Genomic DNA, 17558 nt, shown 5'->3' with positions numbered 1-17558 from the left:
GTAGCCCAAGGCGTCGTGCGCGGAAGAACGCGTTTACTTTCAATGACGTAGCGCTGCGCTTGTAAACTTTCAGCGGATCGCGTTTACTCTTGCTTTTTGAGTGGACGCATTGGTCACCGAATCGACGCCCTGGACCCAGACGGAATTCAAACAGCTCGAGCTCGGCGATGCGCGCCTGAACAAGCGAGCGAGGCTTTTGATGGAAAGAATGGCGGCCGACCCGATGGCCAGCGTGCCCAAGGCATGCCAGGGCTGGGGCGAGACGATGGCGGCGTACCGCTTCTTCGACAACGACAAGGTCGAATGGCATGCAATTTTGGAGCCGCATTGGCAGCAGACGCAGGAGCGCATGCAGGCCCATCGTGTCGTGCTCTGCGTGCAGGACACATCAGAGCTGGATTTCAATGGACAAGGCGCGATCGGACTCGGGCCGCTGAGCTATGAAGCCCAGCGGGGCATGTATCTGCACCCGACCTACGCGGTTACGCCGCAGCGCGAGCCGTTGGGCATTCTGGATGCGTGGATGTGGGCGCGGGAGAAGAAGGACGAATCCGGCAAGCGTGGCGGACTCAAGGAGAGTGTGCGCTGGATCGAGGGCTATGAGCGCATTGCCGAAATGGCGCCGAGCCTGCCCTCCACGCGTTTGGTGTATGTGGCCGACCGCGAAGCGGATCTGATGTCGCTGATGTTGCGAGCGCAGGAGCTGGGCACGCCGGCCGACTGGCTGGTACGAGCCGCTCATAATCGCTGCCTGCCGGAGGGAGACAAGCTGTGGGAGCGCACGAGCCGTGGGGAAGCTGTCGGGCAAATCGCCTTCACGATGGCTTCGCGCCATGGCGTCAAAGCACGCACGGTGCGCCAGCATCTGTGGGTGCAACGCGTGGAGTTGCCCGCGGGCAAAGGCAAGTGCATCGCTGCGACGTGCCTGGTCGCGCGCGAGTTCGAGGCTCCTGCGGGCGTTAAGCCGATCGAATGGCGTCTGTTGACCAATCGCACGGCCAGCACGGTGGAGGAGGCAGTCGAACTGATCGATTGGTATCGAGCGCGCTGGGAAGTGGAAATCTTGTTCAACATCCTGAAGAACGCGTGCCGTGTCGAGGCGCTTCAGTTGGGCACGATCGAACGGCTCGAGCGCGCGTTAGCGCTGTTTCTGGTGGTGGCTTGGCGTGTGGCTTATTTGATGCGGCTCGGACGAACCTGCCCGGATCTGGACGCGCACCTGTTCTTCGATCCCGATGAAATTCGCTCCGCCTACCTGCTCACGAAAACCCGAGCGCCGGCCCAACCGAAGCTCAACGAAGTATTGCGACTGATCGCGCGCCTGGGAGGTTTCCTTGGCCGCAAGGGCGATGGCGAACCCGGAGCAAAGACCATCTGGCTCGGCCTCCGAGAAGTTCATGTCGCTGCAAAAACATTGCGCCTCTTACGCGACGACGATGGTGACGACACTTCTGTATAAGGGAATGAGAATAATCGCCTTCAGCGCATACAAGGCGACAAGGAAGACCCCGATTCCCTGTCGCATAACCCGGGCATAAACCTTTTTAAAAACAAATTCTTCGTTTAAACTGTTTCCATTAAACAAATAAAACTGCTCCTCCGAATATTCTTCCCAACGCCCTTGATAAATCTCAAGCGCATTAATGACGTAGGCTTCGTCGAATACCATATCAGCGCTAGGAAGAATTTTTAGTTCGACGAACTTCGCGAAAGCAACTTCTTGGAATGACTTCGTAGTGACTCTCCCTAAATCTAAATCAGAAAGCCGATATGCATCTAATATCCCATACGAGGCGAGTCCCAACGCGTCGCGCACCGCCTCCTCAAGGTCATCTTGAGATAAGGTGAACAAAATTATGTTGTCGGTAGTATTAATCACATTACTTCCTTGAGAATACTTGTTGAGCCAACTCACGCTCCACTTTCTGAAGAGAGTTATTTAGCGCTGCACGTTTAATCTCAAGCACCGATAATGGGGTACCACTTCCGAAGACTACTGCGTTCGCATATTTCAGCTCGTATTGAATTAAGTCAGCGTCGTGACGAGCATATACCGCAGTATCTTTTATTAGCTTATGTCCCATAATCTGTTGAACAAGGGAAAGTGGAAGTCCAAAACCTTTATCTGACCTTGGAAAATAGTTTAGTAGGTATATGCCATAGGCATGCCGCAAAGAATGAGGACCGCCGATGTCAGCGCAGCTACCTGACCGTTTGACCGCCGCAGCAAATGTCGCCAGTCGAGAGCTAGGGTCGCAAAGAAAATAAGGAGCACCTGCGTTCCTTCCCCTAAGGCATTGAAAGATAAATCTGTGCTGGCCATGTGGAATGTATTCGAGTTTCATATATTTTTCGAACGACTCAAAGAACATCGTCACGAAGGGTTCAATCAGGAAGGTAACGTCGGTTGCCCGGCCTTTCCAAGAGAGCTGCTCTCGCTGCAACGGCGTCAGCGCAAGATAGCTCGCGTTCATCGGTCGGACCTTGGGGTTGACGAAGCGAAAGGTTTGCTCTCGGATGTCGACATCGTCGAAAAGCGACTGTGTTCCTTCGTGGATTCGTCCACCGCTTGCCGCTATCAGGGAATAGAGCGCTTTATCCCGATATGTTGTCAGGGAAATCAAAAATGGGATGATTTCGTCGAAAGGAAATGCCTTGTGACGACGGCCGGCCGTTGGCAATCGCGCCGTTCGGACAATCTTCATTTCTAAAGTCTTCGGCCCTCCAGATACCATTCCTCCAAGTATCGAAGACTGCAATATTGCGGTTTTTTGAACCCCAGCAATCTCTTGGCGGGCGTTCATTTGAGGAAAAAACGGTTCGTCCAACACGTGACTTCGCGACAGACCTAATTGAACCAGCTCAATCAACTCTCGGCGAAGTTTTTCGGAAATCTTTAAAAATTTGCGCAGCGCGGCATGGATTATTGCCGAACTGGCATATGAGATATTTGGGGATGGGATTGATTCATTCACACACCTAGCTATTGGATTTCCCGAGCTCCCACCTTCAATCAGGTAGTCCTCGTAACTTTCCAGTATTTCTTCAAGCAATAGCCCTGGCATGCCTTCCGAAGTGTGAAACGCGGTTTGCGTCGTTGATGCTTCGAACATATAGTCAATGGCGTGGGCGACATGAAGGGCGTACGCAATATGACAATTTCTTGAATATTTGTGTTTGCGCATCCAATCGTCAAACAAATTGAAGCTAAGGACCGGTTGCCCCGCTGGACCAATGAGACGGTGTCTCTTTTTTCCATTCTCCGCATCAATCAGAAGGGTTAAATTTCGGTACATCGGAAATCCTTGTCGAATACGGTGCATCGGAACAATGGCACATCTAATTTGGCGAAACAAGAATTCATATCGATAAAAGGTAAACACCACCTTAGAATTAAAATAATCGAAAGATAAAACATATACCCTTCTAAATAGGCCGGCAAACATCCAGTTAGATTTTTTATTTGGTTATTGAAGGATTTTTGCGCATTACCTAGATTATCAAATAATTGAAAACGTCGTAAATGCTTCGTTATTGATTTGATTACGCACTAACCTCCTACTTTCTACTTTGAACAGTCGCACGAATTCCAATTTTTGGATTTTTTCAACAACCTTCAATTTTTCAGATGGATAAACGGCAATCAAAGGTTTCTATCGCAGATGCTGCGAATACAATTTCACTTCGGCACATTAAATTTATCGTTGTCGGCGGCGGTGCGAGGGCCTACATGGATAAGCTTGCAGACCACCTACCCGGTCGTGGTCATTTAAGACGTGGACTTCAAAAAGCTAGGGAGCTCTGAGACGCAAACCAGATGACGCTAGTAGCCCAACTGCATTTGTCAGTGTTCCAGAATAAGGCCGCCGCGCAATGAGAACCGTAGCGACCCCGAACGTCACTTTTCGGACCGCCGTGAATTGGCGGGCTTAGACTACAGTCATGGTCTCAGCGCGCGACACGACATCTCAGCCTCTTTCCCGCTACAGAAAAATGCGGGATTTTAGCGGCACGCCCGAACCCGTGCCGTCGGATGCGAACGCGCTCGTCCGCCTCGGACATCCGAGTTTCGTCGTGCAAAAGCACTGGGCTAGCCGGCTCCACTACGACTTCCGGCTCGAGCTGGATGGGGTGCTACTTTCGTGGGCCGTACCGAAGGGGCCCTGCTACGACCCGAAAGAAAAGAGGATAGCTGTCCACGTCGAGGACCATCCGGTCGAGTACTCGACATTCGAGGGCACCATACCATCCAAGCAATATGGCGCGGGCACCGTCATAGTGTGGGACCGGGGAACGTGGGAGCCGGTCGGGGACCCGCTGAAGGGAATGACCGCCGGCAAGCTGCTCTTCCAGCTCCATGGCGAAAAGCTAGCTGGCATGTGGGAGCTGGTGCGGATATCGAAGCCGGAAGACAAGCAGGACCAATGGATGCTTTTCAAGAAGCGCGACGCGTGGGCGCAACCGCTTGCGCGATACGATGTCATCAAGGCGCTTCCCGACAGTGTTGTCGCGAAGCCGCTCGGGCTGGTCGAAGAGAGAGAGCCCAAAGCCGCGCGCCGCAGCGAGCAAGTAGTGGACCTCTCCGCTGCAGTTAGCGCGCCGCTTCTGGCCAAACTTGAGCCACAGAAGGCGACATTGGCGTCGTCGCTGCCGACAAGCGGCGACTGGATAGTCGAGACTAAGCTCGATGGCTATCGCATGCTTGCTCGTGTCGACAAAGGGCGTGCGCGACTGTTCACAAGTGGCGGCCACGACTGGACGAAGAAGCTCGCGAGTTTGGCCGCAGAAGTCGAGCATCTGTCTGTGTTCAGCGCATGGCTGGACGGCGAGATTGTCGTGCTTAAAGACGGTCTGCCCGATTTCGGAGCTCTTCAAAATGCGATAGACAGTACCGCAAATAAGGAAATCGTCTACTTTCTCTTCGACCTGCCTTACTTTAACGGGCAGGACCTAAGAAACGTCCCGCTGTGGGCGAGGCGCGCGCTCCTTTCGCAGATGCTCGGAAGCGACGGAGACCGTATTCGGTTCAGCCAGGATTTCGACGCTCCGCCGGCTCACATATTCGAAGCCGCTGCGGGATTGGGTCTTGAAGGTCTTATGCTGAAGCGCCGCGACGCGCGCTATGAGTCAGGAAGGACGCAGACATGGCTGAAGGCAAAGTGCCGGCTGCGGCAGGAGTTTGTCATCTGCGGTCTCACCGCTCGAGGAGGCAAGGACGGCGAGGTCGGAAGCTTGCTGCTCGGCTACTACGTCGGCCAGAAGCTTCACGACGCGGGCAGCGTCGGCACCGGCTGGGACGCGCGGACTGCTCGGGACTTGTGGGTGCGCCTGTTGCCACTTGAGGTTGAAGCGGCGCCGTTTGACGTCGCCGTGGCGAAGCCGGGCCGCTGGTCCAAGCGTGCATCCGGAAGTGAGCGCTGGGTTCGACCTGACCTTGTTGCCGAGGTTGAGTTCGCTGAGTGGACTGCGGATGGCAACGTGCGGCAGGCGTCGTTCAAGGGACTACGTATCGACAAGCCGGCGCGCAGGGTCGTTCGGGAGGCCGGAGCGGCATTGTCGCCTGCTCCCGCCTCTCAGGTGAAGGTCACGCATCCTGAACGTGTCGTTGACCCGTCGAGCGGCGTCACCAAACTCGAACTCTTTAGGTACTACGAAAGCGTAGTCCCATGGATGTTGCCGCACCTGAAGGACCGGCCGCTTGCTATGGTTCGTGCGCCTTCCGGTACCACTGCCAACTTGTTTTTCCAGAAACATGCCGAGAAGACGGGCATGCCCGGTCTCAAAGCACACGACCGCGACTTGTGGCTAAACCACCCTCCGCTGCTGACCGTGGACACTTTGGACGCACTGATGTCGGCGGTCCAAATAAACGTCGTTGAATTTCACACCTGGAATTCAACGGTTCAACGCATCGACAAGCCCGACAGGGTTATTTTCGACCTCGACCCGGGCGAAGGAGTGAAATGGCAGCAGATTCAGGAAGCGGCGCTTCTCGTCCAGACCTTGCTGACGGAGTTGGGCCTGAAGGCCTGGCTTAAGACAAGCGGCGGCAAGGGGCTGCATGTTGTCGTACCGCTGACACCTAGGCTCGACTACAACTCTGTGAAATTGTTTTCGCAGCAGTTCGTCCGACATCTGGCGAAGGCCATTCCGGACCGCTTTTCGGCGACATCGGGGCCAGCCAACAGAATTGGCAAGGTCTACGTCGACTATCTGCGCAACGGGAAGGCACAAACGACTGCCACTGCATTCTCCGCGCGCGCACGGCCCGGGATGGGTGTCTCGATGCCGGTTTCCTGGGAGCTACTGTCGGAGCTCAAGAGCGGCGCGCAGTGGACTGTGCAAACGGCGAGAGAATATCTCAGCTTTCAAACGCATGACCCTTGGCAAGCGTACTGGTTGACGGGACAGTCGTTGGCATCTGCAATAAAGCGTCTACGATGAACTTATCGGCGCAGTGTTCTACCCTGCTGCAGATTGCAAGTGTTTGCGTTGAGCGACGGAACGGCTGAATTCGCAACAAAAACCGGCACGTGACGTGCTCAACCGTCGATGGAACAGCCTCGGCTTAACGCGACAGGCGAGACGAAGCCGCAGCTTTTCGGCCCCTTTGACGCTAGTTATCTGGAGAATGACATGGCAGCGCGTTCCATCGCATCGCTGACGCTTTCCTTCGGGCTGGTGTCGATACCCGTGAAGCTGTTTTCAGCTACGGACAGCACTGCCGGTGTCGGCTTCAATCTTTTAACGCCGGAAGGCGGTCGGGTCAAGCAGCAGTACATATCAGAGGCAACTGGTGCTGTTGTCGCTCGCGCCGACATGAAGAAAGGCTACGAATTTGAAAAGGGACAGTTCGTTGTCTTCGCTCCCGACGAGTTGAAGGCGCTCGAGGAAGGAGCGAGCCATGTTGTTGAGATTGTCTCCTTCGTCCCGGAAAAGTCGGTGGACCCTCTGTACTACGACAAAGCGTACTTCATCGCTCCGGACAAACGGGGTGGCAAACCCTACAGCCTTCTTCAGCGGGCCATGCGAGAAAGTGAGCGTTGCGCGCTAGCAAAATGGTCGTACAAGGGAAAGACTCGAATCGTTCAGATACGGCCCGCAGAAGACGGGATGGTCTTTCAGCAATTGCTGTTTGCCGACGAGGTGCGGGCATTGAGCGACCTGCATGTTGAGCAGGTCGCCGTCACCGATACGGAACTGCGACTGGCGCTGCAAATTATCGAACAGGTGTCGGAAGACGCCTACGACCCTACAGCGTACGAAGACGAGGAAAAAAAGCGCATTCTCGAAGCTATCGACCAAAAAATTCTGGGCAAACAGATTGTCTCTCCCGAGGCACCGGCCGGTGAGCCGGGAGGTCAGGTTATTGACCTGATGGAAGCGCTCCGTGCGAGCCTTAACGTCAACAAGGCGAAAAGAGCGGTGCCGCCCAAGCCGGCGGCGGCCAAAAAAGCATCCGCTGATGTCGAAGGACTTTCCGCCAAACCCCGACGACCTGTCAAGCGTGCCGCTCCCAAGGTGGAGGAAGCGCCTCCGGCAAAGGTTCGGGCACGCAAGTGACAAGACGGACGGCGTCTCACGACTATTCGTTGCGCACTCTGCAATCGCTGTTAGGCGTTTCGCGCCGAGTGCTGTCTGGCTTGATAGACGCCGGATTTGTGCAGCCCTCGCGCGGGCGGCGTAACGAACTCAGGTTTTCGTTTCAGGATGTTGTGCTCTTGCGTACGGCATTCCAATTGCAATCGGCGAAATTTGCATCGGGCAAAATTCTGCGAGCATTGGCGAAGCTGAGAGCGGACCTCCCTGAAGAACTTCCATTGTCCGGCATCCGCATCACGGCGGTCGGCGACTCTATAGCTGTTAAAACCGGACATGCACAGTGGGACGCAACGTCGGGTCAACTCCTGCTTGATTTTGAAGTCGCGCCAATCAAGGGTAACGTTGCGTTCCTTGATTCGTCTCCCGAAAACCTCAAAAGCCCCGAGCAACAGGCAGATGAATGGTTCGCGCTCGCGGAGCAACTGACGGATACCGACGCCGTTGGTGCGGAGCAGGCTTATCGGAAAACGCTTGCGTTGGCTTCGAAGCCGCACTACCACGCTTACACAAATCTCGGCGTGTTGCTATGCGAGGCTGAATCCAGGTGCGACGAAGCGTTGTCCATATTTGACGTCGCGTTGACGCATTTTCCTGACGACGCCCTGCTGCACTTCAACCGCGCCGTTGTGCTCGAGGAGTTAGGGCGCCACACGGCTGCCGTGGCATCGTATGAGCGATGCATTGAGCTTGACCCCACACATGCCGACGCTCATTTCAACGTGGCGCGGTTAAGTGAGATAAGTGGCGACAAACAAGGACTTTTGCGGCACCTCAATGCGTATCGCAGGCTCATCGGCTGACGACGCCACGCGACTTTGCGGTGGTCGTGTTCGTTAAACCGCCTTCCAGTCCGCCGCACAACGGAACACACCGTCTACTATCCATGCAAGGAGCCTTGCGATGCCCGGAGAGGAAAAGGAGCAACGCGTCAGCCGTGTGTGTCCACCCACGCTTTCGCCCAATCAAGGCCAATGAGCCGAGCCTCATCTTCGGTTGAGCACGTCGCGAGCACACCCGAGCCGCCGACCAGCTTCGTTCCTAGCGTGATACTGCCGCTCGCCGCATAACCATCTTGCTGCGAAATGGCGTGCCCCCAGATTGTGTAACCGTTATAACTTTCGGGTTCCATTCTCAGGCCTGCGGTTCCAAGAGCTGATGTGTCAGTGTGAAACTGCACTGTTACATTGCCTCCAAATTTTGGCAACTATCGGCGAACCGTATTTCACGGTCATCACGGTAGTGAAAAGGTGGTCGGGCCGAGCGTCATCGCTATCGCTCAGCCCGCACCCCACCACCTCCCGGGCGATTTCACGCGCTTGTGCGACAACTTCGATTCGTTCGAGCCAGCTTGCCGTCAGCGCGTTCTGTTGCAGCCAGATGCGCGTCGACTCCACAAGGTTGTCGTTGCTGAGCCAACTGCCTTGCAGAGACAGCGAGGCAACATCGCTCACCGCGAGGAAGCAGCGAAGCACTGACCTGTGTGCGTCAGTGAGCAATGGCAACCCGATAAATTCTTCGAACATAGTCCCCCTCCGCACTGAGCAGCATTGGCTGCGGTAAAAAGCGCACGTCCTGGCTGAGCTGGCTGAATCATGCATGCGTCAGCGGGCCGTAGGCCGCATGAGACTCCGCACTCGATGCGACGTTGTAAGGTTCGAATCGGTGTTAAAGTACTGTACATCTATACAGGTATTTCCGCCATGTTCTCCACGTTGAATCAATCGCAAGTCAGTGCTCTTGCGCCGCGTCGCGGGGTGCAACACGTACTTGCGCCTGGGATAACAGTGGGCATAGCAAACGCGTCTGTAAGGATTGAGTCAACGTGCCTGGCTCGACGATTCGACCGCATATGGCCTGTCGAATCGCCGGGACACCAGCACGGCATTCAGGCGGCGAGGCCATTTTTTCGCAGTCCTATTCGTTACGAACACCTCGTTGCTCGAATAGTCGGCAAGAGCTGGAACTGCATGTGTTACAGCAGGGGCAGCCGTGCAGACGCGGGGCGAAGCCGGTGGCCTCTCCACGATTTGTTTGGATGATGAATCGTGGACTCAACATTTTCGGTGCTGCCCGCGTACGCGGAGCTTTTCTCTTTTTCGAATTTCACCTTTCTCCGTGGAGCCTCGCGAGGTGAGGAGCTAGTAATGCGCGCGGCACAGCTCGGTTACTCAGGGCTTGCCGTAACTGACGAGTGCTCCCTTGCGGGAGTCGTGCGCGCGCATGTGCAAGCAAAGGAGGAAAAGCTTCCCCTTGTCATTGGCTCGTATTTCAAGCTGGTACACGCAGATAAGACGCCCGCGTTTGGCCTTATCCTGCTGGCCCAGAATCGTGAGGGATACGGCAACCTGTCTGAGCTCATTACCCTCGCGCGAATGCGTGCGCCGAAAGGCAGTTATGTGCTCACGCCACAGGACTTGGCTCGGCCGGACAAGCCGTACACGCATCTTCGTGGTATGCCCGATTGCCTCGCCATTCTCATTCCGGACTTTCCTGCCAAAGAAGAAGCGTTGGCCTATCAAGTTGAGTGGATGGCCGCGACATTTCCCAACCGGGCTTGGGTGGGACTGGTACTGCATCAGCGCGCGATGGATGACGTCCACCGGGGCATAGTTGAAGTCGTTGCATCGCGCCATCTCCTCCCGGTCGTTGCAACTGGCAACGTTTTAATGCACGTGCGCTCCAGAAAGCCGTTGCAAGACACGATGACGGCAATTCGCGTCGGGAAGCCTGTTGCCGAGTGCGGCTATGAACTGACTCCGAACGCTGAGCAGCATTTGCGCTCACGGCTACGTCTCGCTAATTTGTATCCCGAGCACGCGTTGGCCGAAACGCTGAACGTGCTTGAGCGATGTGATTTCTCATTGGACGAGCTGAAATACGAATACCCCGATGAGCTCGTCCCTGCTGGCTATACACATGAGGACTACCTCCGGCAGGAAACGTACATCGGCGCTCACCGACGGTTCCCGTTGGGTATCCCGCACGCCGTGCAGACGCAAATAGAACACGAACTGCAGCTTATTCGCGAGCTCGAATACGAAGCCTATTTCCTGACGGTTTACGACATCGTACGTTTTGCCCGAAGCCAACACATTCTCTGCCAAGGTCGGGGGTCAGCCGCAAACTCTGCTGTCTGTTATTGCTTAGGGGTGACCGAAGTCGACCCGGCGCGCGGCAACATGCTCTTCGAGCGATTCATCAGTAAGGAGCGTGGCGAGCCGCCAGACATTGATGTTGACTTTGAGCACCAGAGGCGCGAAGAAGTCATTCAATACATCTATACGAAGTACGGACGCGACCGCGCTGCCATCGCGGCCGCAGTGTCTACGTATCGACCGCGCGGTGCACTACGTGAGACCGGGAAAGCACTCGGCGTCGACCCGCAAATCGTCGACCGTGTCGCCAAGTCCCACCAGTGGTTTGACGACTCAAATGACTTGCTCAGGCGGTTCGCCGAGTCTGGGCTCGACCCCGAGAACCCGTTGATTGTTTCTTGGGCCTCGCTCGCGGGCCAGATACTCAATTTTCCCCGTCACCTGTCGCAACACTCTGGCGGCTTTGTCATCAGCAGAGGCAAGCTGACCCGGTTGGTGCCGGTTGAAAATGCGGCGATGGTTGACCGAAGCGCCATCCAATGGGACAAGGACGACCTCGAAGCGCTTGGCCTCCTGAAGATTGACGTCCTCGCACTCGGAATGCTTTCCGCCATCCGGCGAACGCTCGACATCGTCTCGCAAGAACGTGCGGAGCGATTTGAGATGCAGGACATTCCGGCTGAAGACCCGAAGACATACGAGATGATTTGCCAAGCGGACACTGTCGGCGTGTTTCAGATTGAGTCGCGTGCACAGATGAGCATGTTGCCTCGGCTGCGGCCAGAAACGTTTTACGACCTCGTCGTTGAGGTCGCGATAGTTCGGCCGGGTCCGATTCAAGGTGGCGCAGTCCATCCTTACTTGCGCAGGCGCCAGGGGTTCGAACCTGTCACGTATCCAAGCGCGGCACTGGAAATCGCACTTGGGCGCACACTGGGCGTGCCAATATTTCAGGAGCAGGTCATGCAAGTTGCCATGCTCGCAGCAGGCTTTACCGCCGGAGAAGCCGACCAACTGAGAAGAGCCATGGCGGCTTGGAAGCGTAAAGGAGGCCTGCAAAAATACTACGACCGAATCGTGAACGGCATGACGGAACGCGGATACGAGAAGGATTTCGCCGAAGCCATCTTCGAACAAATAAAGGGATTCGGGGAATACGGATTTCCCGAAAGTCATGCTGCCAGTTTCGCCTTGCTTGTGTACGCAAGCAGCTGGCTAAAGTGCCATGAACCAGCGGCTTTTCTGGCCGCCATGCTCAACTCGCAGCCGATGGGATTTTATTCCCCTTCACAACTCGTGCAGGACGCAAAGCGGCACGGTGTGGTAGTGAATTCAGTCGACGTGACCGTCAGCGGATGGGACTCCGTGCTCGAGCGACCGGAGAACTGCAAGACAGTTGCCGTCCGACTTGGACTCTCGCTACTGAGAGGTATGCGCGATGGCGCAGCGGAACGCATCGAGACGTCGCGCGCCGTTAGGCGATTTGAAAACGTGAATGACCTGGCTCGTCGAGCGCAGTTGGACCGGCACGACCTTCAAGTTCTCGCGGCAGCAAATGCACTTTCGTCACTGGCGGGAAACCGACGCGAGGCGTTATGGCAGTCGGTAGCCGCTGCGCCTGACAAGGACATGCTCGCAATAGCGAAAGTCGAGGATGAAACCCCAATGCTGGGCGCGCCTTCGGAAGCCGAAAACATCATCGGCGATTATAAGTCCCTCGGGCTGACGCTTGGTCGGCACCCACTCGAACTTCTGCGACCGCAATTGCTCGAGGCTCGCCTAATGACTGCTGCGACGTTGCGGACCTATCGCAATGGAAAGCTTGCTCGAGGCTGCGGGCTCGTCACGGTTCGGCAGCGGCCTGGCACCGCGAAGGGCGTGATGTTTGTGACGCTCGAGGACGAAACCGGAAACGTGAACGTCATCGTCTGGCCAAGTTTGCTTGAGAAACAACGTCGCGAGGCGCTGAGCGCGACCCTGCTGGCGGTCTATGGCACCTGGCAATGCGAAGGCGAGGTTCGACATCTTGTCGCGCAACGGCTTGTTGATATGTCGCATCTGCTAGGCGGCTTAGCAACGGTGAGCCGGAATTTCTGCTGAATCGCATATGGAACGACCCTTGCGGTTCACTCAAGCTTAAGGCCGCTTACAGTAAGTGCATCCTCCGCTACCAATGTGACGACGAGAGTTGAGTTGGGGCCACGAGGAATCGAATCAGAACTGCTGACTACAGGAGCTGAAATGGACGTCAACCAGGAACAGGTCTCAAATCGTCGGTCGGCTGGCGGGAAATTCATTCAAATCGCGCGCGGCGCTGTCACCAACTTCCTCTCTGACCGCTGTACCTCGCTCGGAGCCAGCATTGCCTTTTACTCAGCATTTTCGCTCGCGCCAACTCTTCTTATTGTCCTCGCGGTTGCCGGTTGGTTTTTCGGGAAAGACGCGGCTCAAGGACGACTCTTCCAGCAGATAAAAGACATCACCGGTCCGGAGGCTGCTGGTGCAATGCAGACAATGGTAGAACACGCTCACCGCGCGAGCGGCGGTGGAATTGCTGCAGCACTGTCGGTGGCGTTGTTGTTGGTCGGTGCTTCAGCAACTTTCTCTTCGCTGAACACCGCGCTTGATATTGTCTTCAAGGTCGAGGCGCCAAAGGGTATCTCCGGACTCGCGTTGCTGTTGCGTGCCCGCTTGGTCTCGTTTGGCTTCGTGATGGGCTTTGGTTTCCTGCTTGTGGTCTCGCTGGTACTCGATGCGGCGATACAAACGGTCGGACATGCGGTTCTTGGCAGCATCACGATGCTAGTTCTTGTTGCGGTCGCTCAGACGATTTTTGGGTTAGTGGTTATGACGGTAGGCTTCGGTGCGCTCATTAAATGGCTACCCGACGTCCACGTCGGATTTTGGAATGCGCTGGTCGGCGGCGTTGTAGCGGCCGTGTTGTTTTCAGTAGGAAGACACCTGTTTGGGCTTTACCTCGCCCACGCTGCAACTGCTGGCTCTTTTAGTGCTGCAGGCTCACTGGCTGTGCTCATGATGTGGCTGTATTTTTCAGCCGCTGTATTTCTGATTGGCGCGGAAGTCACTGCGCTACTTGAGCCAGCTTGCAGGCCAAAGGCACCCGGAGTACAAAGCCAGCATCCGCCCGAAGGTGTGGGACCATCTTAGATGAAAACGGTGGGTCAGTTTCCAGTGGAAATCAACATACTGAGATTTGCCGCGCGACCGACGCTGAACTTGTTGAAGACGGACGCGGACGTCTTTGCGCTGCAAGCTATGATTAAACTTGAACTTCGCACCCGAGCAGTCCTTTGAGATTGGCGTGCACGCTGCTATAACTGCTTAAGATGTCCAGTCGCGGAGCGACGGGAGTCGTGACTTCCCGACACTTATAGCGGTCAGAGGGCTCCGTGGTGAACCGTGCTCGCGTAGAAGCCAAGCGTAAAGCGCTGTCAACAAAGTTTTCTGCTAAACGAGTGGCGCCCCGCTCAATCTGGCAGAAACGTTTAGTGACGCCTGCGGCGGTCTTAACGCTCTTGGGTGGCCTCTGGACTTTCGCTTCCGCCTATATTGACAAGATTCGTCTAGACAGTTTGGCGACGACCAGCGCGCAGTTGGAGAAGCTTTATGGGCCTTTGTATGCCTATGCGAAGGCGAGCGATGCGGTGTGGGGTCCGTTTCGAGAGCTACATTTGCCCTCTCGCAGAGGAAAAGCGCTCTGGATTTACTGCGCAGGCGACAAGCCAGCAGTGACTTCGGAGGATGCCCCTTCAACATCTACTGAAGTCCAGCAAAGTAGTTCGGAAGGCCACGCTCCAAGTAAGGGACAACATGCCAAACAAACAGATTGTAAGCCCGAGTCTCCCACAACTGCCGAAGTTACAGAGTGGCGCGCATGGATGAAGTCTGTTTTTCAGCCGCTGAATGTAGCGATGGAAAAGGCTATCACTGGAAACACTCATTTAGTCATCGGGTCCAGTATGCCCAAACCGTTTCTCGAGCTAGTCGAGCACACGGAGGGTTACAAAGAAACGATGGACTTGTGGACCGCAGCTGACGCTGATAAAGAAAACTACAGCGACCGACTCAACAATCTTTCTCTCATCAACTACCCAGACATTCTTCCCTGTGCCCAACAGAGTTTTGAACTCCTCAAGGCCCGTCAGTTGCAATTATCGTTCAGCCCGTTGCCAGTCTTTGGCTTGCCCTTACCTCCGCCCTGTGCATGTGTCGAAGACTCTGCTAAGTACGAACAGGTCGATTGGGAAGCGACGACGCGGGTGCGGCTTTGGTCTGTCGTTTTCGGAAGCGCTGAGAGACAGCTTCGGGCGTGGTTTCCGTTTGTCTCCTACGGAAAGGCGCAGTGCGTAAGACCGGGGTTGGACTTCGTTCCGCAAAACAAGAGTAGAGGAAACGCATCCAAAAAGTAGACGCTCACCTGGTTGTTCGAACTCTCGAACGTTCAAAGCTGTGACGAAAAAGAGTGCATGGGAGACTTCATCAAAGAGAAGCTTACTCACGAGCGCCGATGGTGGCCATGCCAATGGGAATACGCTCACGCGACTACCTGCCTTTGACCGGGCGAGATGTAACCATCCCCGGCCGAAATCTCGGTCGCCGCAGCGCAACTCATTCACGACCCAAGTCTAGAAGAAGCACGTCCACCCGAATCACCAACTTAAGTTTGAGGCGCGTTCGAAGGTATAGGGCCAGGCCAACACCTACATCGCCTCTCAGACCTACCGCCCACTTCGAATCGGAGACGGCGCGTTTTGCGAAGGTTCAGCGCTCTTAACTTCGACGAGTTCCTCCCCTTGACCCGTCAGCGGGGTATTTGGCGCCGTCGATTGCGCATGCTGGCCACTCAAGGAAGAGCGGACAGTTCCGTAAAGACTTTTCGCGAACTGGCTGATGCTATGTGCGTGAACCGGCCAAGTGATGCCAAGGTAGTTGTAGCGAACAGTGCGAATTGCCGGATGCTCCTTCGACGGAGGCTGCACCAGCGCCAATAGTGAGCGGAGGGAAGCAAGAATTTCACCGCGCTCAAACACCCTGTCGGTCTTGAGTTCACGCGCGTTTCGCGTGCGAGTAGCTTCCTTTAAGCTGTAGAAGCCAGTAACCGGCGAGGGGTCGAAGGCAAAGACTTGAATTACTCTCGGCGACAAAATCCCTTGTTCGTCGAAATTGTCGGGCAACGCATAGGCGAACTGTTGTGCCAAGCCACCGCCGAGCGAGTGCCCGGTCGCAAAAATCGTCGGCGCTTTTGAAAGCTTCAGTTCTTTTAAGACGCGGATGAAGTCCGGGACAAAATAGCGAACGGTCAGAGAGTACTCGTCCGGATGCTTGGGCAGCACCCACCGCAAGTTCGACCGCCAGTCTGCCAGGGAAGTCGCAACGGTTCCTCCAAACGCGATAGCAATGGTGGACCTGTCCTCTTTGGCCCATACCTCAACCCGCAAATTCGCACGCTTGAATCGGGCGTCCAGCGGAAGACTAGGAAAGGTATCGAGGAATTCCCACCCTGCGTGCTTCAATGCCGCCACTGGGTCCACAGGGTCAACTACACCTTGAACATCGTCGAGTGGCACTTTCCTTATTTGCGCTTTTATCGTCTCGGCGTTGATGTAGGCCAATTGACTGAGAAGCGCACACTCCCAGTGTTTAAATGCCTCCTGCGCTACTGGAAGGGGGGCGCCATATATTCTTTCTCCCGGGTTTCGAACAAGGACTTGGTCTCGGCGTTGCGACATGTTGCGCCAAAAACGAAGAATACTTTCGGGAATCAAGCCTTTTGGCGACGGCGCGACAATGCTCATATCGTCCTCCGGAATTTTCCATCGCGGTCAGCTCTGATTGTCGCTGCCTCGAAACAGAATTCTAGGACGCGGGTTGCTGCACGCAATTCATTTTGTTTGCGTATGTGGGCAGACGCATATTTCTATTTATGTAAATTACCCATAACAATACGAAAACGCTCGGGTTATTTCTGCCATCAGCGCGATGCTTCCAAACGACTAAAAAGCTAAAATTCACATTTTGACTCGCGACTGTCTTAGCCATTGTGCGAATAGGTCTTATCAGGTTCCAACATCACGCGCACTCGCTCCAGACACATCAGCGCCTTTTGCTTACGCCCAAGCATCCATGACGTAACTTAACTCCTAAGATTTCACTTAAACGTTCAGTAAGACGTCTGCGAGAAGTGATGCGGCTCATCGAAAGTTCTTCATTTTCGCCTCAAACTGGGAGGTAAGACTAGAAGTCCTGGGCTCTCAGACAGGGTTGGCCATTCTTTCGGTTAGAAGCCGTCACGAAATGTCCAAGTTTCTGGGACTGGCCGACAAAACGCGCCAACCAAATCGCGATAACCGTTAACGAATTGATTACCTAGTAAGCCCCTGCCTATTCTGTCTCGGCCAGTTGTGTCGCTGGCTGGTCGAAACGTCAGCGTCCGCCCGTCGCAACCTGACCTGGAGGGCACTCACGAAATCGACCGCCTCTGTCTCGCCTGTGGCAACGCGTTCGTGCCGCTGCCGCATGTTCGCCGTCAGCGGTATTGCTCGTTGAAAGCTCGCCAGCGCGCACGTCGACGCGACTGGCAGAACCACCGGCTTCGTATCGACGTAGACTACCGCGACAACCAAGCCCAGGCGTGGGGTGAAATGGCGCGCGAGCCACTCTAGCTATTGGCGCGAATATCGAGCCACGCATCCAGCGTATCGAGAGCGCAACCGTAGCATGCAGCGGACACGCAATGCACGGCGGAGTTTCGAGCCGATTGCAACCATGAATGTGACGCCACGCAGCCGCTGGCGTCTGGGTTCTACATATTGTGTGGTGCGCATGAGGCCGGCGTTGCTA

General features: G+C 55.4%; 12 protein-coding genes. 7 read left to right on the top strand and 5 right to left on the bottom strand.

Translation table 11 applies throughout. From position 1 onward, the window contains the following. Nucleotides 1-100 precede the first annotated feature (100 nt). Nucleotides 101-1459: an IS4 family transposase gene (locus ACMX25_RS36570; protein WP_436231370.1), complete on the top strand. Its 1359-nt coding sequence runs from the start codon at nucleotides 101-103 to the stop codon at nucleotides 1457-1459. On the opposite strand, the gene ACMX25_RS36565 is transcribed toward ACMX25_RS36570, so the two are convergent. Then, a complete protein-coding gene (locus ACMX25_RS36565) occupies nucleotides 1424-1879 on the bottom strand; it encodes a hypothetical protein (protein WP_414954753.1) in 456 nt (151 codons plus the stop codon). The genes ACMX25_RS36570 and ACMX25_RS36565 overlap by 36 nt on opposite strands. A 1-nt stretch (nucleotide 1880) precedes the next feature. Then, the gene (locus tag ACMX25_RS36560; RefSeq protein ID WP_414954752.1) at nucleotides 1881-3296 is read right to left on the bottom strand and encodes a tyrosine-type recombinase/integrase; all 1416 of its coding nucleotides are present in this window, start codon (nucleotides 3294-3296) and stop codon (nucleotides 1881-1883) included. A gap of 646 nt (nucleotides 3297-3942) precedes the next feature. Between ACMX25_RS36560 and ligD the strand changes: the two genes are divergently transcribed. The 3 genes from ligD (at nucleotide 3943) to ACMX25_RS36545 (ending at nucleotide 8402) form a co-directional block, all read left to right on the top strand. Next, nucleotides 3943-6444, top strand: a complete 2502-nt coding sequence (gene ligD / locus ACMX25_RS36555) for a DNA ligase D (RefSeq protein ID WP_414954751.1) — start codon at nucleotides 3943-3945, stop codon at nucleotides 6442-6444. 192 nt (nucleotides 6445-6636) lie between these two features. Further along, the gene (gene ku, locus ACMX25_RS36550; RefSeq protein WP_414954750.1) at nucleotides 6637-7563 is read left to right on the top strand and encodes a non-homologous end joining protein Ku; all 927 of its coding nucleotides are present in this window, start codon (nucleotides 6637-6639) and stop codon (nucleotides 7561-7563) included. Beyond that, on the top strand, nucleotides 7560-8402 hold the full coding sequence (locus ACMX25_RS36545) for a tetratricopeptide repeat protein (RefSeq protein WP_414954749.1): 843 nt from the start codon (nucleotides 7560-7562) through the stop codon (nucleotides 8400-8402). Before ku ends, ACMX25_RS36545 begins: the two co-directional genes overlap by 4 nt. A 128-nt stretch (nucleotides 8403-8530) precedes the next feature. Here the strand turns inward: ACMX25_RS36545 and ACMX25_RS36540 are convergent, their stop codons facing one another. Both ACMX25_RS36540 and ACMX25_RS36535 read right to left on the bottom strand, forming a co-directional pair. After that, the gene (locus ACMX25_RS36540) at nucleotides 8531-8731 is read right to left on the bottom strand and encodes a hypothetical protein (RefSeq protein ID WP_414954748.1); all 201 of its coding nucleotides are present in this window, start codon (nucleotides 8729-8731) and stop codon (nucleotides 8531-8533) included. Between the two features lie 31 nt (nucleotides 8732-8762). Continuing rightward, nucleotides 8763-9125 (bottom strand): hypothetical protein, encoded by a 363-nt coding sequence (locus ACMX25_RS36535; protein WP_414954747.1) that lies wholly within the window; start codon nucleotides 9123-9125, stop codon nucleotides 8763-8765. Between the two features lie 522 nt (nucleotides 9126-9647). Here ACMX25_RS36535 and ACMX25_RS36530 point away from each other — a divergent pair. The 3 genes from ACMX25_RS36530 to ACMX25_RS36520 all read left to right on the top strand — a co-directional run bounded on the left by ACMX25_RS36530 (nucleotide 9648) and on the right by ACMX25_RS36520 (nucleotide 15127). After that, nucleotides 9648-12797, top strand: a complete 3150-nt coding sequence (locus ACMX25_RS36530; protein ID WP_414954746.1) for an error-prone DNA polymerase — start codon at nucleotides 9648-9650, stop codon at nucleotides 12795-12797. Between the two features lie 141 nt (nucleotides 12798-12938). After that, nucleotides 12939-13865: a YihY/virulence factor BrkB family protein gene (locus ACMX25_RS36525; protein WP_414954745.1), complete on the top strand. Its 927-nt coding sequence runs from the start codon at nucleotides 12939-12941 to the stop codon at nucleotides 13863-13865. A gap of 242 nt (nucleotides 13866-14107) precedes the next feature. Beyond that, a complete protein-coding gene (locus ACMX25_RS36520; protein WP_414954744.1) occupies nucleotides 14108-15127 on the top strand; it encodes a hypothetical protein in 1020 nt (339 codons plus the stop codon). A 309-nt stretch (nucleotides 15128-15436) separates the two neighbouring features. Here ACMX25_RS36520 and ACMX25_RS36515 read toward each other — a convergent pair whose 3' ends face one another. Further along, the gene (locus tag ACMX25_RS36515) at nucleotides 15437-16513 is read right to left on the bottom strand and encodes a lipase family protein (RefSeq protein WP_414954743.1); all 1077 of its coding nucleotides are present in this window, start codon (nucleotides 16511-16513) and stop codon (nucleotides 15437-15439) included. Between the last annotated feature and the right edge of the window lie 1045 nt (nucleotides 16514-17558).

The sequence above is a fragment of the Caballeronia eucalypticola genome, assembly GCF_047608185.1.
Taxonomy (GTDB): domain Bacteria; phylum Pseudomonadota; class Gammaproteobacteria; order Burkholderiales; family Burkholderiaceae; genus Caballeronia.
This window is presented reverse-complemented; position numbering and strand designations above follow the sequence as displayed.

Bases quoted from the DNA above. Each gene is read 5' to 3' on its own strand.
- ACMX25_RS36540 (WP_414954748.1), bottom strand. From the start codon at position 8,731: ATGGAACCCGAAAGTTATAACGGTTACACAATCTGGGGGCACGCCATT.
- ACMX25_RS36560 (WP_414954752.1), bottom strand. From the start codon at position 3,296: ATGTACCGAAATTTAACCCTTCTGATTGATGCGGAGAATGGAAAAAAG.
- ACMX25_RS36525 (WP_414954745.1), top strand. From the start codon at position 12,939: ATGGACGTCAACCAGGAACAGGTCTCAAATCGTCGGTCGGCTGGCGGG.
- ACMX25_RS36515 (WP_414954743.1), bottom strand. From the start codon at position 16,513: ATGAGCATTGTCGCGCCGTCGCCAAAAGGCTTGATTCCCGAAAGTATT.
- ku (WP_414954750.1), top strand. From the start codon at position 6,637: ATGGCAGCGCGTTCCATCGCATCGCTGACGCTTTCCTTCGGGCTGGTG.
- ACMX25_RS36535 (WP_414954747.1), bottom strand. From the start codon at position 9,125: ATGTTCGAAGAATTTATCGGGTTGCCATTGCTCACTGACGCACACAGG.
- ligD (WP_414954751.1), top strand. From the start codon at position 3,943: ATGGTCTCAGCGCGCGACACGACATCTCAGCCTCTTTCCCGCTACAGA.